Genomic DNA, 23,323 nt, shown 5'->3' with positions numbered 1-23,323 from the left:
ATAATGCTGAACGTGAGAAACTTATCAGCAGAAATGTGTAGTAACGCATAGTCTTATAAGACAAATCACGTACAATAGACGATAATTTAAGAGCAGGGATGAACTAAAAATCATCTACTGCTCTTTGCTTTTTACTACTCGCCAAGGAAGGGGCGAGATTGAGAAAAACTAAACAGTCTTGGCCGGAGGCAAGATCGCTTCCCCCGACTGAGGTAATCAACATGATCAGTGTTTTTGATATCTATAAAATTGGTGTGGGTCCTTCCAGTTCGCACACTGTAGGCCCAATGAAAGCTGGTAAAGAATTCATCGACGATCTTCGTGCGATGGGTAAATTACGTGACATCACTAAGATTACTGTAGATGTATATGGCTCTCTATCTCTAACAGGTAAAGGCCACCATACTGATATCGCAATTATTATGGGTCTTGCTGGTAACAGCCCAGAACACGTTGACATCGATAGCATCCCTGGCTTTATTGCTCGCGTTGAAGAAACAGAGCGTCTTCCTGTAGGTATGCATTGTCATACGGTTGAATTCCCTCGTGATGGTGGTATGAACTTCCACACAACTAACCTTCCTCTTCACGAAAATGGCATGACGATTCGTGCTTGGATTGGTGAAGAAGAAGCTTACACTAAAACATACTACTCTATCGGTGGTGGTTTTATTGTAGATGAAGAAAACTTTGGTAAAGAGCAGTCATCAACTGTTCAAGTACCTTACATGTACACCACTGCTGAAGAACTATTAGCTCAATGTAAAGAAAGCGGTTTATCTATCAGCTCTCTTGTGATGGCTAACGAGCGCGCAATGAATGCTGAAGATGAAATCAGCACTTACTTCGCTAACATCTGGCGTACTATGCGTGAATGTATGGAACGTGGTATGACTGAAGAAGGTATTCTTCCTGGTCCTCTACGTGTACCTCGCCGTGCAGCCGCTCTTCGCCAGCAACTAATCACAACAGAAAAACTAAGCAATGACCCAATGACAGTTGTTGACTGGGTTAATATGTTTGCATTTGCTGTTAACGAAGAAAACGCAGCGGGTGGTCGTGTTGTTACTGCACCAACAAACGGCGCATGTGGCATCATTCCTGCGGTACTGGCTTACTACGATAAGTTTATCCAATCAGTAGGCCCTAAAGAATACACTCGTTACTTCGCAGCTTCTGGTGCAGTTGGTGGCCTATACAAGCGTAATGCTTCTATCTCTGGTGCCGAAGTAGGTTGTCAGGGTGAAGTTGGTGTAGCTTGTTCTATGGCCGCTGCCGGCCTTGCTGAGCTTATGGGTGGAAGCCCTGAGCAAGTATGTATGGCTGCTGAAATTGCAATGGAGCACAACCTAGGTCTAACTTGTGATCCTGTTGCAGGTCAGGTACAGGTTCCATGTATCGAACGTAATGGTATTGCAGCGGTTAAAGCTATCAACGCATGTCGAATGGCTCTACGTCGTTCATCAGACCCTCGTGTATCTCTAGATAAAGTTATTGAAACTATGCTAGAGACGGGTAAAGACATGAATGCAAAATACCGTGAAACGTCTCAAGGCGGTCTAGCAATCAAAGTGATCTGCTAACAGCAAAGGCACATTTCTAGTTATATCTAAGCCACACTTTGAGTGTGGCTTTTTTATATCTTCAATTTAGACACGACTGCATTTCCACATCTCTTCCACTTAAATGTAAGCTAATACCTAAATTATCAAAAATATTCTAAGAATTTAGCATATACCATGCATTTTTAGTTGTTAATTTGAACTTTTTTATCGTATTTGATCTCTTTTTATTCCAGAAAAAAGCACAAAAGCAATAAACAACTCTTATGTAATTCAGAAAAACAAGCAAATTATTATAAATGAATTGATATAGGTATAGATTTTTAAACATTCACTCGAATTATACTATTCAAACAAATCGTTTAGTCCTATACTCGCACTCACGGCTTAAGACTTATCTTATATACCCAAGTTTTTTTGTAGCTTGGAATAAACAATTAATTTAGGTATATCAGAAAGAAGCTTCTCAAGGATGATATTTGATTGGTGCTGTGTTCATGAATATCAACAGCAACCTCATGGAGGACTAATATTTATAACAACAAGATCGAGTTTCGGTATGAAATATAAACGTATATTGTCACAAAGCCATATCGTCCTAAAAGAATTCTATGTTGATCATCATTTGATCGTAAACTTAAAAAATGGTGATGGCGATGTTTGTATCAACGGACAATCAGTTACAATTAGCAGCAACGCAACGTTAGTAATTCCTAAGTTTAGCCACATCTCATGCACAATTAATCAAAAAGACTGTCATAAAAATATTGAGTTACAACTATTAATGGTAGGTGAAGAAACCATTGCTCAATCATTTAAATATATGGCATCACTAAAGCAACCTAATACACCAACAGCAAACTGCATGCCGGTTTACCATCTCAATGAAACACCAGATGTTGTTGAGCAAAATTTCCAACTATTTCAACAATCCTTACCTGCTGTTGCTGATACTAGACTTGAAAAAACGTTTTTGACCCAATCGCTTTTCTTCATTTTGTTAGCACTTAACGAAGCTGGTATTGATGTATTTAATGTTTATCGATTCAACTATGATGAACCAAAAGAACGAACCATTGCTCGCTTAATTACTCAAGATCCACAGCGTAAGTGGAGTGTTGATGACATGGCAAAGGCCCTATTTACAACTCAATCAACACTACGTCGTCATTTAGCAAAAGAAGGTGTTTCATTTAGTCAATTACTGCTTGATGTGCGTATGGGACTAGCATTGAATTATCTGACTTTCTCAAACTATTCAATCTCACAAATTGGCCATCGTTCTGGCTTTGGAAGTGCGGCTTACTTCTGTGATGCGTTTAAACGTAAATACGGTATTACACCATCACAGTTTAGAGCGACTTCTCGTGAACATAACGACATGTCTGCGCTTCATCAGCTAACTCCAAAAGCTGAAATGACGATTGATGTCGTTTAAGACCATGTCTTTTATCCAGAATGGTCTTTGAGATAAACCTACCAACATATAACGTTGTTGGTAGGTTTTTTCTATTTGGTTTTTAAGTTATTTACCATTTTTTGACTAATCGCCGTTATCTCTTGTAGCTCTTTGTCTGTCAGTCCATCCATCATTTTCTTTTTTATCGACTCATCAACAACTCTAATTTTCTTAATAAGATCCTCACCTTCCTGCGTTAAAACTAGAAATTGACTGCGACGGTCCTGACTGTTTGATCGTTTTTCAACTAAGCTCTGCGCAATCAAGGTATTCACCAATCGTGTGATTTGAGCTTTATCCCTTGTCAACATAAGAGCTATATCATTTGCAGTACAATGAGGCGATTTTTTATTAATGATTTTAAGAACTCGCACATGCATAGGAGCAACCTCTAGCTCCAAGGCTTCAACCTGTTCATACACATGACGTTTTATTGTGTGAACTAGGGTAAACAAGCTATCAGTAAAATCAGTCTGTTCCATAAAGCATCACTCCTCTTTATTAAATTTAGTTGACAATATCAACAAATAAAATTAAGTTGATATTATCAACTAACAACAATAATAACTCAAGCTCGAGGAGATAAAGATGGAAACATCAAAAATTAAAGGCCATCAATACCGAATTACCGTAGAAGAAGTAAATCCAACCAATCAAGAATTATTAAATCAGCTAACTTTTGAATTAAATGATCGAGAAGACATGCTTCATATTGTGGAGGATGTTAAAAATCACAGTGGATTAGAAGATGATGATGCGGTAAGAGCTGGGGTGGCAATACGACTACTAGGTCCAGTACTCATGAAAAATCGTAAGGATTCTTTATTTGTTGATCTCTTTCCTCACTTTAAGACCTTTATGCAAAAAATAAAAAGCACGATTAAGGCAAATAAATCCGCCTTGTAAATGACTATGTCTCAATACAAAAAAGTTTCAAATACAAAAAAACCTCGCGTTAGTGCGAGGTTTTTTGTTCTAACTATCTATTAAGCAGCAGCTTTTAGTGTTTCTTCTTTTTTAAGCTCGCCAACAGGAAGGATAGTACGGCCGTATTCAGCGTTAAGTACCTGTGCCATTGCGAAGTAGATAGCACTTGCGCCACAGAAGATACCTTCAAGACCTGCAATAGTACCAATCAATGCGCTACCAGTGAAATCACGCGCTGCAAGTAGGAAAAACAGAATAGTAAGAGAACCAAATACTACTTGCTTTGCTCGTGGGTAACGAAGAGAACCAATAAACATAAAGGCAGTAAATACCCCCCAAAGGCCTAGGTACCAACCCATGAAATGAGCAGGACTTGCTGCAAAGCCCATCTTAGGCATTACAATCAGGCCAACAAGAGTTAACCAGAATAGGCCGTAAGATGTAAATGCTGTTGTACCAAATGTGTCACCGCGCTTGAAGCACATCATGCCAACAAGAACTTGACCAAGACCACCGTAAAAAATACCCATAGCCAGAATCATTGAATCTAGAGGGAAAAAGCCCGCGTTATGGATATTCAAAAGAATTGTTGTCATACCAAAGCCCATTAGGCCTAGTGGTGCTGGATTAGCTAGTTTTGTTGACATTTAGGTCCCCTGCAGGAGTAAATCAATAAAAATAATAAAAAATCAAAAAATGGTGCATCCAAAAATGCGGGGCGAATTCTAAAGGATGCGATCGTTGAGATCAATGTAAAAATGACGTAAAAACGTTCATATCTGCAAAAAATTTCATTTTATTGATTTTTTGTAAAGCAATTTAATGCAGCCATCTATAAATAAGTGTTACAACTTATATCCTAAGTAATAGGTAGAAAATAAGAACCGTCACAAAAAATCGTTAACATTCAAAATATTAGATAAAATACCGACACATTAACTATGTTCAGTAAACGTTACTTTAGTCATATCGAGTATGTTTTTTGTCATAACTTGAAAAAAGTGCTTTTCCTATAAAACTAATTTAATAACGCGAAATCATCATACAAAACTCATAAAAAAAGCAGCTTCACACTGCTTTTTATTTAAGATTCCAATTTAACAATAATTATTCTTTATTGCGTTTCAACCATTGGCTCATCTTGTTCAATAGAGTCGTCATTCGTGTTTAAATGACAACTACAGGATTGGCAAATATGCTCCAAAATACTCTCTAATCTCTCTTGACTTAGTGGTATTGGATTCCCCTTTATTGAGTTTGACAGTAAGGCGTCTTTAGCTACCTCATCAAACATGGTCGCACATAACCCATATTGACCAACCAAAGGGATCTCTAACCGAGTCAAAATACTCTTGACCCAATCAATCCCCTCTTCTATTTCGGCACATGGCTTGATCGTCAAGATCTCGGCAAGCTTCTTATAACGACCTAATATATCTTTTCTGTTTTGCTCTTTTGCAATGGCAACATTTTCTTCCATAACATAAGGTGCTAAACGAGCCGTGATGACACCATGGGGAGCATTTAATCTACCACCCAGAGCTGCAGCAAGGCCATGAGCAGCCCCTAGTTTGGCGTTAGTCAGAGCCATTCCCCCCAGCATAGAGGCAAAAGCCATATCAGAACGAGCTTCTGGATCATCTTGCTCACAGGCCGGAATAATAGCGGTTGCAATACGTCTTAGCCCTTCCTCACAAATCATGTCAGTTAATGCATTGGGCTCACCGCAAACATATGCCTCCATTAAATGGGTGAACGCATCCATCCCACAACATGCGGTTAATTGTGGCGACATACCATAGGTTAACGTCGGATCCACAATCGCTAAATCAGGCAACATCTCCGGACTACGCAAACTGACTTTGATATTCTCTTGAGCCGATTTTAACACCGCATTACGTGTTACTTCAGAGCCCGTCCCTGCTGTTGTTGGTATCGCAATAAAAGGAATAGGTTTACTCTGCAAAGGTAAATTTCTACCAACAACTTCAGCGTAATCATAAACACTGCCTTGGTTGGGTATTAATGCAGCAAGAGCTTTTCCGGTATCAAGCACACTGCCACCACCAATTGCAATCACCATATCAGGTCGAAACTGCCTAGCCATTGCCGCCATCTCTTCAACCATCGCAATCAATGGTTCACCAAGTACTGAAACTTGCTGAAAGCGCATCGATTGTTGCTGAAAATATTCAATTAAGGGTTGCGCTCGGGAACTGTCTTGGCCTGTTACCAATAACACACTGTAACCAAATTGATTTAAAGAGCTCAGTGATTCAACCAGAGCGTGTTCACCAAATACTATCCTTGTTGATGTCATAAATTGAAACATAGGCACTCCATAACCATTAATACTACGCTCTAGAATTCATGACTTTACACATGCTATTTTTGATTTTGCACAAAATAATAGCGCTCTTTTTTATTACATCGTTATTAACCCAAGCGAGTTCACATTTTAAGCAACTAACACGATTCTAGGTTTTACCCTTATTAACAATCCATCTAACCATATGAAATAAAAGCGGTGATATTTTCATCGTTTTTATCTCTCATCGAAAAACTCTATTAAAATAAGCGATAAATCCCTCTTTCTCATTATAAAATCCCGCGTTATAGTGATGCTAATCAAATTGCTTAATACGTTATTGACTATTTTCTAATTTAAGCTGTTTGAACATAACATTATTGCAGGAGAGATATTATGTTCGTTGTTATTTTTGGTCGCCCTGGTTGTCCATACTGTGTTCGTGCTAAAGAGCTTGCTGAAAAACTGAAAGAACAGCGCGATGACTTCAACTTCCGTTATGTTGATATCCAAGCTGAAGGCATTAGCAAAGCAGATCTAGAAAAAACAGTTGGCAAACCAGTAGAAACTGTTCCTCAGATCTTCATCGACCAAGAACATATTGGTGGCTGCACTGAATTTGAAGCTTACGCTAAAGAAAACCTAGGTCTATTTAACGAATAACAAATAAGCATTAGAAAAATTTATGCTAACCATAAAAAGGATGAGTTAAGACTCGTCCTTTTTTTATAAATATTAACAGCAAATGAACAGTATTTTTAACGTACGCAAAACGCTATAACTTATTACCCTGATTAGATTTCTTCTCTAAGTGTCAGATAATTCTAAAAGTTACTATTTTTAGATTAATTTGTTCTTATTTGCTCTATATCCGCTAATGAAAATCCGTTAGAATTTTACAGATTGCTTCAGCTTATAAACTCTTTAGTTTGTCAGCTGATTTTTTGTATGGCTCGTCTAACTCCGGAAACTGTGTCGTGAACATTGATGTGGCAGCACTCCTCCACCAAAACAATATCCTTTTACTCTTTGTCGTTCTTGCCGTCGGTTTAGCGTTTGCCAAAGTTCGTATTGCAAATATGCAACTTGGTAACTCTATTGGCGTTTTATTAACCGCTCTTGTTTTTGGTAATGCTGGTTTTACCTTTAACGCAGATGCCCTCAATATTGGCTTTATGCTGTTTATTTATTGTGTCGGTATCGAAGCAGGTCCAAACTTTTTTGGTATTTTCTTTCGCGATGGAAAACACTACCTTTTACTTGCTCTCGTCGTTCTATTATCTGCAATTGGTATAACTATGACTATGGCCCACTACTTAGATATGAATCTAGGATTGGCCACAGGTCTAATGGCAGGCTCACTAACCGCCACACCAGTCTTAGTGGGTGCAAAAGATGCGTTAAATAGCGGGCTTTCTGATATTACCGATCCAAATATGATCAAAAACTTAGTCGAAAGCTTAAGTGTTGGTTATGCCATGTCTTATTTGGTGGGGTTAGTCAGTCTAATTCTACTTGCTAAATTAATGCCTAAGTTACAAAAGCAAGATCTAGCCGAATCATCGCAGCAGATCGCACGTGAACGGGGTATTGGTGAAGTTTCACAACGTAAGGTGTATCTACCGATTATTCGAGCATACCGTGTAGGACCTGAACTCATTAATTGGATTGATGGCCGCAACCTTCGTGAACTGGGTATTTACCGTCAAACAGGCTGTTATATTGAGCGAGTACGACGTAATGGTATTTTAGCAAACCCTGATGGCGATGCGATTTTACAAGAAGGTGATGAAATAGCGTTAGTTGGTTACCCTGATAGCCATGCACGTCTGGATCCCAGCTTCCGTAATGGCAAAGAGGTATTTGACCGCGACCTACTCGACCTTCGTATTGTCGAAGAAGAAATCGTAGTTAAAAATGACAGTATCGCGGGCAAACGCCTTTCTGAATTAAATCTTTCTGAGTATGGCTGTTTTCTTAACCGAGTAGTTCGAGCTCAGATTGAAATGCCAATGGACCATAATATCTTATTAAACAAAGGGGATATTCTTCAGGTCAGTGGCGAAAAGAGCCGAGTTCATGGTCTTGCTGAGCGTATTGGTTTTATCTCAGTCCACAGTCAAATAGCTGACCTATTAGCGTTTTGCTGCTTCTTTATTCTAGGACTATTGCTGGGCCTTATCACCATGACATTTGGCCATGTCGCCTTTGGGCTTGGTAGCGCGGCAGGTCTATTAGTAGCTGGTATTACTTTGGGTTTCCTACGAGCAAACCACCCTACTTTCGGTTATGTCCCTCAAGGGGCGTTAAATATGACCAAAGATCTCGGCTTAATGGTCTTTATGGTGGGTATTGGTTTAAGTGCAGGTAGTAATTTATTTGAATCTATCACACAAATTGGTCCAACTGTCTTTGTCACCAGTTTGATGGTGAGTGTGATTCCTGTTGTTCTGGCTTACCTATTTGGTGCCTATGTACTTCGTATGAACCGCGCTTTGTTATTTGGTGCCATCATTGGTGCCCGTACTTGTGCTCCTGCCATGGATATGATCAACGAACACGCACGCAGTACTATTCCTGCATTGGGTTACGCGGGTACTTATGCAATTGCTAACGTGCTTCTTACCATAGCAGGTACTTTAATCATCATCTTAAAGTAATCCTCCCTTAGTTGATGGGCTGACTTATTGATTGTTCATGAGTCAGCCCATATTCAGTCGCTCCCACCTACAACCATCACACTTATCTGCCACTAAACCGTTCAGTCATTTGATCCGCCATCACTTTTTCGCAGGTCAAACTCGCCAGATAAGTATTGATTCTATATAGTAATATTTATTCTATTAATGAAAAAAGCGATGACCAGTCGCTGCAGTGGGTATCCTAATTATGCGTATTCTTATCGTCGAAGATGATCCAATCCTAAGCCATCATCTAAAATCACAACTTAGCGAGCTAGGAAACCAAGTTCAATGTGCAGATACGGCAGAAGAAGGTCTGTTCTTTGCACAAAATTATCCAAATGATATCGCCATTGTTGATCTTGGTTTACCCGATCGCGATGGATTAAGCCTTATTAAAGATATGCGAAGCAAAGACTTACGCTTACCCATTCTTATTCTAACCGCGCGCTCTAACTGGCAAGATAAAGTCACTGGGCTTGAAGCTGGTGCCGATGATTATTTGGTTAAACCTTTCCAAAAAGAAGAATTAGTCGCTCGTTTAAGTGCACTCGTTCGTCGTAGTGCAGGCTTTGTAAAACCAGAAATGACTGCTGGCGATATTCGTGTCGATCTACTCGCAAAACAAGTATTCATCAACGAAGAAGTGTTAGAACTGACCGCATTTGAGTATGATTTACTCGAATATTTAATGCGCCATAGCCGACAGGTTGTTTCTAAACAGCGCCTGCTTGATGTTCTTTATGAAGATCAAGAAGGTGACCCAAATACAATTGAAGTTATGATCAGCCGCTTACGAAAGAAATTCACTAAGACAGGCCAAGAAAACCCAATCTCCACTATTCGTGGTCAAGGGTATATCTTTGAATTACAAGCACAGTAACCATTTCAAATGAAGCCCTTAATTCCTCCTCGTTTACGCCGCCGAGTTCTTGTAACTTCGGTGGCTATCATCGTTCTGATTACTTCTGCCCTTGCAGGTGTCATCAATCAACTTTACTCACAAAGTTATATGGCATCCTACTCATCAGAGCTGGTTGCTCAATTACCTATGGTGGTTGCTCAGCTTAACCGTGCAGGGTTAATCAAAGATGTTGATAAATGGATAAGCTCTGTTGATCCATCAAAAACTGATTATATCTCTGTTGTTTGTAATCAAAATGACGATACAGTTTGGCTCTCAAATCCAGAAAAACTGCATAACTTAACCAATATATGTACTCATATTCCCGATGAAATTAATACGCCAACCTTAGTCAAATTTCCTAATCATGACAGTTATATTGCCTATAACCTCAGTCGTGACAAAGAAAATGGTAAGGTATTTCAGTTAGTTGTTTTGCGTTCAGGACAAAATTACGAAGCCTCGCTTAGTCAATTGCACAAACGAACGACATTCTATTTAGGTCTATTTGTGCTAATTGCGATTACATTCTTAATTGCCGCTTTTCATTGGAGTTTCCAACCACTGCGAAAATTAGCCAACCAACTTAATGAGATGTCAGAAGCAGAGCGCAATCAGCTCGACAGTGATTATCCAATGGAGTTACAGGAGATCACAAAAGCACTAAATCGGTTAATTCTATTAAGTAATGACCAAAAAGGCCGCTATCGCCACGCTATGGATGATTTGGCACACAGTTTAAAAACTCGCCTAGCCGCAACAAATGCCCTACTGGATGACAAAGAGTTATCACGAGCTGAACTGAATCACCGTATTATGGAACAAATCAGCCAAATGGATGACTTAGTTCAATATCAGCTAAAACGTGCAATGATGGGACAACAAGGTCTACAGCGCAGTAAAACAGAGCTCAAGCCAGCAGTGGAAACCTTTGGTCGAATGCTAAGTAAAATTTATGGCGATAAAAGTGTTAAGCTTCGCTGTACTTTTCCCGATAAACAGCTGGTGCCAATCAATAAAGATGATCTTATGGAGTTGCTTGGCAATTTACTCGAAAATGCCTATCGTTTTTGTATTAGCGAAGTCGCTATATCGGTAATTGAAAAATCAAACCTATGTGTTATCCGTATTGAAGATGACGGGCCCGGGGTCAAGCCTGAGATGAGAGAAGCTATTTTTCAGCGTGGAGTGCGGGCAGATCAACTAAACCCCGGACAAGGGATTGGATTATCAGTTTGCCATGAAATTGTAAGCAGTTACCAAGGCACGATCCATGTTGAATCGTCTCAATTAGAAGGTGCCGCTTTTATTATCAAAATTCCAAAACAAGCCTAATTAAGATAATAAAAAATGCCATACTATCAATCTAGTATGGCATTTTTCTATCAGCAGATAATCAGTTTAGCGATTAAATGTCTTGAACATCAAACTCAACAAATGGATTTACATCTGCATCGTAATCAACAGTTTCTAAACCAAAACCAAACAGTTTTAAGAACTCATCTTTATACTGTTGGTAGTCTGTCACATCACGTAGATTTTCGTTAGTCACATTTGGCCATAGTTCACGACAATGCTTTTGAATATCTTCACGAAGTTCTAGGTCATCAAGACGTAGACGATTCTTATCATCCACTTCAGGTGCAGTACCATCTGCTTTGTATAGGCGTTGAGTAAACATACGAAGGATCTGTTCCATACAGCCTTCATGTACACCCTCTTCACGCATCTTCTTAAATACCATTGCAATATACAGTGGCATTACTGGAATCGCAGAGCTTGCTTGAGTCACAACACTCTTAAGTACTGCTACATTTGCAGAACCGCCGATAGTCTCTAGCTTAGTATTAAGCTCAGATGCTGCGCGGTCTAAGTCCATCTTCGCTTGACCTAACGCACCATGCCAGTAGATAGGCCAAGTAATTTCAGTACCAATATAGCTATAAGCAACCGTTTTACAACCTTGAGCAAGTACACCAGCATCTGCAAGAGCATTGATCCAAAGTTCCCAATCTTGGCCGCCCATTACCGTTACTGTATCTTGAACTTCTTGCTCAGTAGCAGGTTCAACACAAGCTTCAAATAATGTGTCTTTGTTGGTATCAACCGCTGTTGCGCGATACTCTTCACCCATAGGCTTAAGTGTAGAACGGATCACTTCACCAGTTTCTGGTAGTTTACGAACTGGAGATGCCAGAGAATAAACCACCATATCAACCTGACCCAAATCTTGCTTAATCAGATCAATCGTTTTTTGTTTTGCTTCGTTTGAGAATGCATCGCCATTTAAGCTCTTTGAGTAAAGGCCTTCTTCTTTAGCAAACTTATCGAAAGCAGCAGAGTTATACCAACCTGCAGTGCCTGGCTTTTTCTCAGTGCCTGGCTTTTCAAAGAAAACACCGATAGTTGCCGCACCACCACCAAATGCTGCAGCAATACGTGATGATAGGCCGTAACCACTAGAAGAGCCGATAACCAACACACGCTTTGGTGCATTTGCAATTGGGCCCTGTGCTTTAGTGTAAGCAATTTGCTCTTTTACGTTCTCTTCACAACCCACTGGATGTGTTGTTGTACAGATAAATCCACGAATTTTAGGTTTGATGATCATGTTCAACTTCCCTTATTTAGTTGGGAGTAGGATAAAAGGTAAATGACAAATTCGCATTAATTTTATGATGATTTTATGGAAAAAGTGCAGTGGTTGGAGGTGTTATCGCTAAATTTGGTCAAAAAAAGTGCCACGTTTTTCTACGTGGCACATGGGAGACACCAGGTTTATTATCATGACAGAGTAAAACTCTTAAGCAGCCCTTCCTGGTTGCAGACCGCCTGATTTAAATTCCGCTGGGTGAAAGTGATCAACTTGAATTGCTTTCTTTCTCAGTTGCTCTGCATTGTCAATTTTATCCCGTTCTTGTTCTGTGATGATCCCCTCATCCAGTGCAATTTGTAGCTTATCAGATAGCGAAGCTTTGCGTGGGATCGCACCAGAACGTATTGCTTTTGCAAGCTTTTTCTCTATTCCTTTGACCTCATTCAAGGCCACAAAAGCACGTTCTAATAAACCAACAGCATCATCTTCTTTTTGTCCGATATAGCAAAGATGAGTAAGTCGCTCACGATGGGCTCCTGGTTTCATTAATAGTTTCGCTATCTCAATACTTAATTCATCTTTTGGCGCCGCGTAATGAATACCAAGAGGGAAAGTTAATGTACGCAATAAGCCGCCAACGCCTTTAACCGGGAAGTTAGCAAAAGCTTGATCAAAAGCGACACCACACTGATGTAAACAATATGTCACCCCATAATGCACAAACGGTAAATCCTCTTTTTGTCGCCCTTCATCTTCATAGCGCTTTAATACAGCCGAAGCTAAATAAAGATGACTTAATACATCCCCTAAGCGAGCAGAGACGAGCTCTCGACGTTTTAGCTCACCACCTAAGCTTAACATCGCAAAATCAGCTGATACTGCTAATGCCTTACTCATACGAGCAAGTTGACGATAATAAGTTGCCGTTTCACCACTAACCGGAGCAGAATTAAAACGAGAGCGGCTAAAGGCATTCAATAGCGACTTAGCAACATTTTTAACCGCAAACCCAATATGGCTAGATAGCAGATGATCGAACTCTTTGGCTCCTGCTTTATCGTCAGGGTTAGCAGCAGCATCCATCTCTTGCAGAACATAAGGATGACAGCGAGTTGCACCTTGCCCAAAAATCATCAAATTACGGGTGAGAATATTGGCACCCTCCACTGTTATTGCAACAGGGATACCAAAATAGTGATGACCAATATAGTTCATTGGCCCTAATTGAATTGCACGACCAGCATGAATATCCATTGAGTCATTTAAAATAACCCGCGCCAGTTCGGTCATATGATATTTGGCAATGGCTGTTACTATACCTGGCTTCTGTCCACTATCGAGTGCAGTTGTGGTCAGAGTACGGGCAGATTCTAATAGATAGGTTAAACCACCAATGCGCCCCATTGCTTGAGCAACACCTTCAAAATTACCAATCGAAGTCCCAAACTGCTTACGCACATAAGAGTATGCTCCCGTGGTTCGAGCGGTAAGATGCCCAATTGCAGTGCCTAAAGCTGGAAGAGAAATACCTCGTCCCGCAGACAGACATTCCACCAGCATTCGCCAGCCCTTACCCGCATACTCTTGGCCTCCAATGAGCCAATCCATCGGGATAAAAACATCATTGCCTCGAGTCGGACCATTCATAAAAGCCATACCTAATGGATTATGACGTTCACCAATTTCGACCCCATCATGATCAACAGGGATCAGAGCACAAGTGATACCAAGCTCTTCTTGATCACCAATTAAGTTGTCAGGGTCAAATAACTTAAACGCGAGTCCTAATACCGTTGCCACGGGAGCCAAAGTAATATAACGCTTATTCCAGCTTAACTTAATCCCGAGCACTTGCTTTCCATTAAAATCGCCGTAGCACACTTCACCACGATCAGGAATGCTTCCAGCATCTGAGCCTGCTTCAGGGCCTGTTAACGCAAAGCACGGTATTTCATCACCATGAGCTAATCGAGGTAACCAATAGTCTTTTTGCTCTTTTGTACCGTAATGAGACAATAGCTCACCAGGTCCTAATGAGTTAGGAACCATCACCGATACCGCAGCACTTAAACTTCGTGTGGCAATCTTAGTAACAATGGTCGAATTTGCGTAGGCAGAAAAATCAAGACCACCATATTTTTTACTGATAATTAGGGAGAAAAATTTCTCTTTACGTAAAAAATTCCAGACTTCGGCTGGTAAGTCTTTATCATGTTGAACAATCTGATAGTCATCGAGCATATCGAGTAACGTTTCAAGTTGATTGTCAATAAAGGCTTTCTCATCAGAAGACAGCTCAGGTTTAGGATAATCCAGTAGCGTATCCCAATTTGGAGAACCACTGAATAACTCACCATCCCACCATACACTTCCCGCTTCCATAGCCTCTTTTTCTGTATCAGATAACGGCGGTAAAACCTTTTTGAACGTTTTAAATGCAGGATCACTTATATAGCGTTGACGCCATTTTGATAACGTACTCATAATTCAGGTCCTTTTGTCTTATACCAACTCCGTTAACTGATAAAAAGCTGGTATCACGCTTCACATTTAGGGTATTTCATTCTCTTCACTATGATCTTGTGTCATATATTGCGAACTTACTCACCAACTCGTCGATGAAGATGAATCAGTTCATGTTCTATTGGTGCCGAGACTCCCGCGGCAAGGTAAGGTATTAGGCGATCGAGTAAATGTTCAATATCGACTTTACTTGCAAAATCATTATCTGCGATCTCACACAGCGCCTTGCTTGAGGCCATAGTGAACACGGATGCGCCTAAGGTAAAATGCAAACGCCAGAATAAACTTTCAGGATCTAAAGACGGATTAGCTCGGCAAATAGCCGTTGTAAATAGTGACAATTCTTTTTGGTAACGATTTACAATAAACCAGCGTAAATGCCCCTGAACATCGGTATAACCACGTCCAATTAATGACATAAATAATGTGGTGCCATTAGGCCGTAATTGGTTGAGTTGAAGCAATGGTGTTTGAATGGTTCTAAATACCTCTACCATCGAAAACTCATCTCGATTAAGCAGAGCTTCAAACTCCGTTTTTACTAACGGCATAAAGCATTCAAGATAACGACCTAATACCGCTCGAATTAGATTTTTCTTATCTCCAAAATGGTAATTTACCGAAGCCAGATTCACATTCGCTTTACTGGTAATCGTTCGCAACGAAGTTTCATTAAATCCGTGTTCTGCAAATAGCCATTCTGCGGCATCTAAAATACGGCTCTTAGTATTTCCTTTATCAGTCATATTTAGTCACCTGTATTAAACAACTGTTTAAACTTTACAATACAAACATTTTGTTAACAAGTTAATTTTATTTGATCAACAATTACAATACGATAGGCAGTCTGTTTATAGGGTTATTAAAATGGATAAAAAAGAAATGATGAAGGTTTTATCTTGTTGCAGGAAAAAATATCTTAGGAGTATTGAAGAATGCGGGAACTAAGCAAGGTTATGTCGGTCTGAATTAATACCACTGCTTATTCTTTTAAAGAATTTTTTGGAATTAAATTTCAAGACCCGATTCAGGACATACTGAATCGGGTTATTTTTTGCTTATGATTAAACAATCAAGCGACGTAATACATTAGTTAATAATTGGATTCTCGGCTCAATAGAGTCAATAAGTAGATATTCCTTATCACTGTGGAATCCTGCCCCCATTGGACCAAAGCCATCAAGAGTCGGTGTACCAACAGCAGCGGTAAAGTTACCATCAGAGCCGCCACCCGCATCTTCCCAGCCATAAGTTAATGCTAATTTATCGGCTTCTTCACTCACCATGGTGATTAAAGCTTCAGTATCTGCCGAAGGTTGCATTGATGGTTTAAATGTGACGCGATTAACAACAACAGACGCTCCAGATTCAAATGGATTTTTTGCCATCTGTTGTAACTTAGCATCAATTGCTTCAGCTTCTTCTGTGTCCCAAAAGCGCAGATCAACTGTGGCTTTTGCATAATCTGGAACCACATTCACCGCCATACCACCTTCAATGATTCCCACATTCATCGTAGTGCCAGTCTCAAGGTTTACCATATCTTTTATCGCTAAAGACCAGTGGCTAAGCTCATAAATGGCAGACACGCCTTCAGCTAAAGCCGAACCAGCATGAGATGCTACGCCATGAAACTCAATTTCATATTTCGCATTACCTTTACGAGAACGAATCAAATTGCCACTTGGGCGAGCAGCTTCACACACTAGTACTTGGCGGCTCTTACGGGCTAATGTTTCTAACCATTGACGAGAATAAATAGAACCAATTTCTTCATCACAATTTAAAGCAATAACAACAGCAAATCGATCCAACTCATCCAGAGTTAACCCTTGTAAGGCATACCAAGCGCTCAAAATGCCAGATTTCATATCCGTAGCGCCAGGCCCATAAATTTTTTCATTATCAAAACTCATCGGTCTTTTAGCTACTGTCCCCTCAGGAAAAACAGTATCCATGTGACCGCTGAGCATAACATCATACTCCGTTGCATCAGGCTTATTCGTGATTTCCAAACACGGTCCAGCATTAGGATCTAACTGATGTCGAATTACCGTAAAACCAATTTGTTCAAACATTGGAGTCACGATATCTGCAATTTTGCTAATCCCTGCGGGTGTATGACTACCACAATCAACATTAACCAAACGCTCTAGCTGAGAGATGTATGTTGATAAGTCAAAAAGTGTTGCCATCTGTTATTCCTTTTTTTACAAGAGTCTGAAATCAAAACCACTGTGCCCAGATACCCTTATTAATGCTCTGATCTGAGTCAGTTTATGACAAGATTTGATAAAAAATGAAAAAAACAAAGTAGAATTACCCTACAAGTCAAAACGATATGTTCAGCCCTAATTCAGCATTAAAAGCTTTTGAGATCGAACGTAGGTAGTAACAAAATTGACCATTGAAAAAAAATTTCGCTTTTTTTTGATTTTTAGTGAACCTTTACCAATACCATGAGTCTTAATTTATGTAATTCAGATTAATGGAAAGAAGAAAAGCTCTGTATTTCCGTTAATTTAGATGCTACTGCTGCAAAACTCCTAATTGTGTTTTATGGAATATTCTTACCCACTGGTGCTACATCAGTGGGATTTTTTTATCTATCGAAAACAATTAAAAACACCGTTTCTTTTGTCGTTTTCATTTCAACATATTTTTTTTTGATTTTTTTTAAGATTCATGGGAACTAACTTAAAACTACCGAGTCTTATATTATAAGTTCGGAATGATAATAAAAGATTGTTAATCATAACCTTAGCTTATTTTTTATTATCATTGTGAAACCACTGCTGCTACAACTCCTAAGTTGTGTTTATGGAACATTTTTTGCCCACTAATTTTTTTAGTGGGCTTTTTTTTGCAAAAAATACAGAGAAAACTATAACTTATCTTGCAAAAACCCAGTTTATGAAAAAAATTAAACTTTTTTGGAACTATTACCAAACCCCATAGTCTGAATAAGTAAGAATTGAGATTAATAGTCACGTTTCGCTGGCCGCCAAATTAGGCTATTAGTTTAAATCCACTGCTGCTACAAACTCCTAATTGTGTTTATGGAATGTTTACGCGCTGAGAAACCATTATCTCAGCGCTTTTTTTTGCTTCTAAATCAGAGTTCTGGAGCTAAAGAAATCAAATCAGAATGCACTAACGTCAGATCTAATGCTTTGAGCGTCATTGAGGCATCAATCCATTTTCCATTTTCATGGCTATCTGGTGACAGACTAAAGTTAGGCAATGGCAACTTGGCTAGTTCTGCCATCTGAGTGTAATAACTCGCTCGACTTGGATGAGAATTTGCGGCTAAGTGTAAGATTGGACTTGGTGGCTGCTTTGCAATAATGCGGCTAATGGCTGCAATACAATCGGTTAAATGAATCAAATTAACTGGATCAGACCCCTTTTCAATATCCTTACGACCTGATAAAAATTTCACCGGATGGCGGTTAGGGCCAATTAATCCAGATAAGCGCAAAATGGTTGAACGATCGGGCCAAGTATCCAATAATTGTCGCTCTATCTCTAAATGCGCTTTTCCTGACTCAGTCTGAGGCCTTGGTTTCGTTGATTCTGTAACACGACCTTTTGTATCACCATAAACTGCGGTTGTACTAATAAAGATAATTCTTTTACAGCCATGATATTCCGCTGCTGTCATTAACGTTTTTATATTATGAATATGTGATTGCTTATCACTACTGCGTAATTTTGGTGGAACGTTAATGACCAAAACATCTGTAGCAAAAAATGCCCTTTTATCTTTATCCTCACAAAAATAAGGGTAATCACTATTATTATCTAGTGGCACGGATATTTCGCAGCAATTAATTCCTCGCTGTCGGATTTTATTTACGCCATCTTGCGACGTTTTACTACCAAACACTTCATAACCTAAATCTAATAAATGAAGGGCTAATGGTTCACCTAACCAGCCACAGCCACAAATACTCACTTTCATATCATTACCTATTGATTTTATTAATTTAAATACCGATCAGCTCGATAGATTATGTCTATGCCTTTTTCTCTTAATATCAACAAAAGATATTACTCTGTATTTTTATCTTTATTATTTCGACCTGTAAATTAATTCCGTAACATTGAAAATAAGCAACAACTTTCAGCGTTCTATAACCAATACTTGGTAAGTTTTACTCATAAATACTTACCAAAATGAAAGGAAAAATAAGATCTTGGTCAAACTATAATAATAAAGAAAAGTAATTGTCTGATATTTACTAGGAGCAGCTCGAATAATAGTAGTATAGTTTCAGTATTGATATCGTAATTACATTATTACGAAATGAAATTCAGCAACGAAGCGCGGTAATCACTATGAATACCCTTGAAAAAATACAAAATAATTTAGAAAACTTTAGCAAATCAGAACGAAAAGTTGCTGAAGTGATCATAGCATCGCCACAAACAGCTATTCACTCAAGCATTGCAACATTAGCCAAGCTAGCGGATGTCAGTGAGCCGACAGTCAACCGTTTCTGTCGTCGTCTTGATACAAAAGGCTTCCCTGATTTTAAGCTACATCTTGCACAGAGCCTAGCAAACGGTACTCCTTATGTTAACCGTAATGTTGAAGAAAATGATGGACCAGATGCCTACACATCGAAAATCTTTGAATCAACCATGGCATGCCTTGATGTTGCAAAAAACTCACTTGACCCACAACAAGTGAATCGAGCAGTAGATCTATTAACCCAAGCTAAGAAAATTTCATTCTTTGGACTTGGAGCTTCTGCAGCGGTCGCCCATGATGCACAAAATAAGTTTTTCCGCTTTAACATCCCTATCGTGTGTTTTGACGACATTGTTATGCAACGTATGAGCGTGATCAACTGCAGCGATGGTGATGTTGTGGTTGTAATATCACACACTGGACGAACTAAAAATCTGGTGGAGATTGCTCGTATGGCCCGTGAAAATGGAGCCACTGTTATTGGGATTACAGAGAAAGATTCACCATTAGAACGCGAGTGTTCACTATCTATTTGTCCTGATGTACCGGAAGATACTGATATCTATATGCCGATGGCCAGTCGTGTTGTTCAAATGACCATTATTGATGTGTTAGCAACAGGCTTTACCTTACGTCGTGGTGCGGGTTTTCGAGATAACCTCAAGCGCGTAAAAGAGTCACTTAAAGATTCCCGGTTTTCTAAAGAGCCCCATTTTTAAGTCTCCAATTTATCCACCAAAGAATCTTCTTAAGAGCTGGGTTTAGAGAAAATCGCCGCGCTTATAAACAGATGCTTAATTAAGGCATCTGTTTTTTTATGTCTAATTTAAACCTCATAAAAAATACCAAAAGAACATACCAAGCAATAAAATAAATACCATTTAAAGCAAGATAATATTGAAGCTAACTATTCCACTCTATATACCAATACCTAAGCATCACCATTAGTGATAACTTACTTATTTACAATGATTTTTTTATTCTTGAAATATTAATTAACCATTTTGATTGACCAAGAATAACTTTTACTTTTCCTATCTTGTAGTAAACTTTTACCTACGTTTAAAGCCGATATATTTTGGCTTAAAAATCGTTCTGTAGATAAAAATGGAGTTTCAAATGGCTGATAAGCTAAGACGTACAAAAATCGTAACAACACTTGGCCCTGCAACAGACCGTGATAATAATCTTGAGAAAATTATCGCCGCGGGTGCAAACGTTGTTCGAATGAATTTCTCTCACGGTACTCCAGAAGATCATATCGAGCGTACCAAGACTGTACGCGCAATTGCAGCTAAGTTAGGCAAACACGTTGCTATTTTAGGCGACCTTCAAGGCCCTAAAATTCGTGTATCTACATTTAAAGATGGCAAAATCCAACTCGCTATCGGTGATAAGTTCACTCTAGATAGCGACTTACCAAAAGGTGAAGGTAACCAGCACGCGGTTGGCCTTGACTATAAAGAATTACCTAAAGACGTTGAAACTGGCGATATCTTACTTCTTGATGATGGTCGCGTTCAGCTTCAAGTAGAATCAGTAGAAGGCAATAAAGTAAACACAGTTGTTACTGTTGCAGGTCCTTTATCAAATAATAAAGGTATCAACAAAAAAGGCGGTGGCTTATCTGCTGCTGCACTGACAGAAAAAGATAAAGCAGATATCTTAACGGCTGCAAAAATGGGCGTTGATTACCTAGCAGTCTCTTTCCCTCGTAATGGCGAAGATATGAAATATGCTCGTCGTCTTGCCGAGGAAGCAGGTCTACAAGCTAAATTAGTTGCAAAAGTAGAGCGTGCAGAAGCCGTTGCAACCACAGAAGCCATGGATGATATCATCATGGCATCAGATGCAGTAATGGTTGCTCGTGGTGACCTAGGTGTTGAAATCGGTGATCCAGAGCTTGTTGGTGTACAGAAGAAACTTATCCGTCGTGCTCGTAGCTTTAACCGTATCGTGATTACTGCAACACAAATGATGGAATCGATGATCATAAGCCCAATGCCTACCCGAGCTGAAGTGATGGACGTTGCCAATGCGGTACTTGATGGTACAGATGCGGTTATGTTATCTGCTGAAACCGCAGCTGGTAGCTTCCCTGTAGAAACCGTAACAGCAATGGCAAGTGTGTGTATTGGTGCAGAAAAAGAGCCAAGCATTAACGTGTCTAACCACCGTATGGCTCGTACTTTCGCCTCTCCTGAAGAGACCATTGCAATGTCTACCATGTATGCAGCGAACCACATGGAAGGCGTTAAAGCGATGATTGCAATGACAGAGTCAGGTCGTACAGCACTGATGATGTCTCGTATTTCTTCTGGTCTGCCTATCTTTGCGATGTCTCGAAACGAAGATACACTAAATCGTGCAGCACTATATCGTGGTGTAACTCCGGTATTCTTTAATCGTGACAGTGATGCAGGTCTTGATGCGGCTAAACATGCAATGAATGTATTGAAAGAAGCCGGTCACCTTGTTTCTGGTGATCTTGTTATTATCACTCAAGGCGATGTGATGGATATCGTTGGTTCAACCAATAACATGCGTATCCTAACGGTAGAATAATCGTCTTTTACATTTCGATTGATTACCGATTAATGACAAAGGTTGAGTTTAATACTCAACCTTTTTTATTTGGCTTTTTGATTTAGCTTTTTTGTTTAACCTAGCTATCAAGTAACACCGTAAACTCAAAATGGATTCCATTTAATGGGCTCTCGCCAATTAGGATTAATTTTTGCAGTCAGAATATGGTCGCGCCATTGACCGTTAATTAATAAATAATCCTTGGCCTCCCCTTCTTTTTCAAATCCGACCGAATAGAGGACATTAGCGCTTTTCTCATTATGGGGCATATAAACGGCAATAATTCGATGAAAATGCTTCTCTTCAAATAACCAATTAATTGTTGCTTGCAATGCCCGCCGCATAATCCCTTTACCTTGGTATTCGCTATCTAACGAGTATCCAACATGGCAGGCGTAAAAAGGCGATTTAACAACGTTACTGAAATTGATCACTGCCAATACTTGATTACTATGACGCGGGGTAACAATAAAGTAATAGGCCATTTCATGACGATGTAAAATTGCAATTTGTTCTAGTCGCTTCTCCCATCCTGCCACAGTAAAGAAGTTTTCTTCACGAGTTGGTTCCCAAGGTTGGAGATGAGATCGGTTTTTTTGATAATAAATTGCAATATTTTCCGCATCTTTGCAGGTCACAAGACGAATCTTGAGTTCATCCACAACAATTGTGAAAGAACGGTTTATAATTGAATGAAACATTCAAACCTCAATACGCTGAGTAAGTTCTTGGTGCTTAGGTCGTAAACTAACCACAAACAGTGAGTCACGATGTTCTTCGATTTTATTGAAACAGAGTTAGGAAAAATACTCTTATTGGCTGATTATCAAGGCCTACGACAGTTAACGGTGTGTCATCCGGGATATCGTCCCAATGAAAGCTGGCAATATAACCCTAACTTCATGCGACCTTATACATTACAACTGAAAGAGTATCTGGCTGGTAAACGAGAAAAATTCACTTTCACTATTGCACCTCAAGGCACTCAATTTCAACAAAAAATATGGGCTGCTATTGTTAATACCCCATACGGCCAAACCACAACATACCACCAAATTGCAGAAAAAATTGGAATCCCTTCAGCAACTCAGGCAATTGGTATCGCCAAGAATGTTAACCCCATCCCTATTGTAATTCCCTGCCATCGCATCATAAATACTGAACACTGCCACTGTGGTTATCGCTATGGTTGCGATGTGGTTGATAAATTGCTTGCACTTGAAAGCCATAAACTAAAACTGGTCGAGGAAGCCTAGCGTCTATCTCCGACAAAAATCTACCGATATAAAAAGAGATAGCT

General features: G+C 39.5%; 19 protein-coding genes. 10 read left to right on the top strand and 9 right to left on the bottom strand.

What is annotated here, in order from left to right; genetic code table 11:
* The first annotated feature begins 221 nt into the window (after nucleotides 1-221).
* Nucleotides 222-1,583: an L-serine ammonia-lyase gene (locus CTN07_RS03440; RefSeq protein WP_036763616.1), complete on the top strand. Its 1,362-nt coding sequence runs from the start codon at nucleotides 222-224 to the stop codon at nucleotides 1,581-1,583.
* Between the two features lie 538 nt (nucleotides 1,584-2,121).
* A complete protein-coding gene (locus CTN07_RS03435) occupies nucleotides 2,122-3,000 on the top strand; it encodes an AraC family transcriptional regulator (protein WP_036763614.1) in 879 nt (292 codons plus the stop codon).
* Nucleotides 3,001-3,071: 71 nt separating this feature from the next.
* On the opposite strand, the gene CTN07_RS03430 is transcribed toward CTN07_RS03435, so the two are convergent.
* Complete coding sequence (locus CTN07_RS03430) at nucleotides 3,072-3,503, bottom strand: MarR family winged helix-turn-helix transcriptional regulator (protein WP_036763611.1); 432 nt, start codon at nucleotides 3,501-3,503, stop codon at nucleotides 3,072-3,074.
* A 106-nt stretch (nucleotides 3,504-3,609) separates the two neighbouring features.
* Here CTN07_RS03430 and CTN07_RS03425 point away from each other — a divergent pair, with 106 nt between their 5' ends.
* A complete protein-coding gene (locus tag CTN07_RS03425) occupies nucleotides 3,610-3,927 on the top strand; it encodes a DUF3861 domain-containing protein (RefSeq protein ID WP_036763608.1) in 318 nt (105 codons plus the stop codon).
* A gap of 80 nt (nucleotides 3,928-4,007) precedes the next feature.
* Here the strand turns inward: CTN07_RS03425 and CTN07_RS03420 are convergent, their stop codons facing one another.
* On the bottom strand, nucleotides 4,008-4,595 hold the full coding sequence (locus CTN07_RS03420; protein ID WP_005298785.1) for an acetate uptake transporter: 588 nt from the start codon (nucleotides 4,593-4,595) through the stop codon (nucleotides 4,008-4,010).
* Between the two features lie 467 nt (nucleotides 4,596-5,062).
* On the bottom strand, nucleotides 5,063-6,280 hold the full coding sequence (locus CTN07_RS03415; protein ID WP_005298784.1) for an iron-containing alcohol dehydrogenase: 1,218 nt from the start codon (nucleotides 6,278-6,280) through the stop codon (nucleotides 5,063-5,065).
* Between the two features lie 372 nt (nucleotides 6,281-6,652).
* Between CTN07_RS03415 and CTN07_RS03410 the strand changes: the two genes are divergently transcribed.
* From CTN07_RS03410 to CTN07_RS03395, 4 genes are all read left to right on the top strand, one after another.
* Entirely contained in the window at nucleotides 6,653-6,919 is a 267-nt protein-coding gene (locus tag CTN07_RS03410) for a GrxA family glutaredoxin (RefSeq protein WP_005298783.1), read from the top strand.
* Between the two features lie 314 nt (nucleotides 6,920-7,233).
* Nucleotides 7,234-8,916 (top strand): aspartate:alanine antiporter, encoded by a 1,683-nt coding sequence (locus tag CTN07_RS03405; protein ID WP_005298782.1) that lies wholly within the window; start codon nucleotides 7,234-7,236, stop codon nucleotides 8,914-8,916.
* 229 nt (nucleotides 8,917-9,145) lie between these two features.
* Nucleotides 9,146-9,820, top strand: a complete 675-nt coding sequence (locus CTN07_RS03400) for a response regulator (RefSeq protein ID WP_005298781.1) — start codon at nucleotides 9,146-9,148, stop codon at nucleotides 9,818-9,820.
* 9 nt (nucleotides 9,821-9,829) lie between these two features.
* The gene (locus CTN07_RS03395) at nucleotides 9,830-11,176 is read left to right on the top strand and encodes an ATP-binding protein (RefSeq protein WP_005298780.1); all 1,347 of its coding nucleotides are present in this window, start codon (nucleotides 9,830-9,832) and stop codon (nucleotides 11,174-11,176) included.
* A gap of 73 nt (nucleotides 11,177-11,249) precedes the next feature.
* Here the strand turns inward: CTN07_RS03395 and fabV are convergent, their stop codons facing one another.
* The 5 genes from fabV to CTN07_RS03370 all read right to left on the bottom strand — a co-directional run bounded on the left by fabV (nucleotide 11,250) and on the right by CTN07_RS03370 (nucleotide 18,924).
* Nucleotides 11,250-12,452 (bottom strand): enoyl-ACP reductase FabV, encoded by a 1,203-nt coding sequence (gene fabV, locus CTN07_RS03390; protein ID WP_005298779.1) that lies wholly within the window; start codon nucleotides 12,450-12,452, stop codon nucleotides 11,250-11,252.
* Nucleotides 12,453-12,644: 192 nt separating this feature from the next.
* A complete protein-coding gene (locus CTN07_RS03385; RefSeq protein WP_005298778.1) occupies nucleotides 12,645-14,921 on the bottom strand; it encodes an acyl-CoA dehydrogenase in 2,277 nt (758 codons plus the stop codon).
* A 116-nt stretch (nucleotides 14,922-15,037) separates the two neighbouring features.
* A complete protein-coding gene (gene psrA, locus CTN07_RS03380; RefSeq protein ID WP_005298777.1) occupies nucleotides 15,038-15,706 on the bottom strand; it encodes a TetR family transcriptional repressor PsrA in 669 nt (222 codons plus the stop codon).
* 318 nt (nucleotides 15,707-16,024) lie between these two features.
* Entirely contained in the window at nucleotides 16,025-17,155 is a 1,131-nt protein-coding gene (locus CTN07_RS03375) for a M20 family metallopeptidase (RefSeq protein WP_005298776.1), read from the bottom strand.
* Between the two features lie 920 nt (nucleotides 17,156-18,075).
* A complete protein-coding gene (locus CTN07_RS03370; protein ID WP_005298774.1) occupies nucleotides 18,076-18,924 on the bottom strand; it encodes an SDR family oxidoreductase in 849 nt (282 codons plus the stop codon).
* A 377-nt stretch (nucleotides 18,925-19,301) separates the two neighbouring features.
* Here CTN07_RS03370 and CTN07_RS03365 point away from each other — a divergent pair, with 377 nt between their 5' ends.
* Both CTN07_RS03365 and pyk read left to right on the top strand, forming a co-directional pair.
* The gene (locus CTN07_RS03365) at nucleotides 19,302-20,156 is read left to right on the top strand and encodes a MurR/RpiR family transcriptional regulator (RefSeq protein ID WP_005298771.1); all 855 of its coding nucleotides are present in this window, start codon (nucleotides 19,302-19,304) and stop codon (nucleotides 20,154-20,156) included.
* 400 nt (nucleotides 20,157-20,556) lie between these two features.
* The gene (pyk, locus tag CTN07_RS03360) at nucleotides 20,557-22,002 is read left to right on the top strand and encodes a pyruvate kinase (RefSeq protein ID WP_005298770.1); all 1,446 of its coding nucleotides are present in this window, start codon (nucleotides 20,557-20,559) and stop codon (nucleotides 22,000-22,002) included.
* Between the two features lie 125 nt (nucleotides 22,003-22,127).
* Here pyk and rimJ read toward each other — a convergent pair whose 3' ends face one another.
* A complete protein-coding gene (gene rimJ / locus CTN07_RS03355) occupies nucleotides 22,128-22,724 on the bottom strand; it encodes a ribosomal protein S5-alanine N-acetyltransferase (RefSeq protein ID WP_005298768.1) in 597 nt (198 codons plus the stop codon).
* A 69-nt stretch (nucleotides 22,725-22,793) separates the two neighbouring features.
* On the opposite strand from rimJ, the gene CTN07_RS03350 reads away from it, so the two are divergent.
* Complete coding sequence (locus CTN07_RS03350; protein WP_036763604.1) at nucleotides 22,794-23,279, top strand: methylated-DNA--[protein]-cysteine S-methyltransferase; 486 nt, start codon at nucleotides 22,794-22,796, stop codon at nucleotides 23,277-23,279.
* Nucleotides 23,280-23,323 lie beyond the last annotated feature (44 nt).

The sequence above is a fragment of the Photobacterium damselae genome, assembly GCF_003026815.1.
Lineage (GTDB): Bacteria > Pseudomonadota > Gammaproteobacteria > Enterobacterales > Vibrionaceae > Photobacterium > Photobacterium damselae.
Note: the sequence above shows the minus strand (reverse complement) of the source record. Positions and strands in the feature narration are given on the sequence as shown.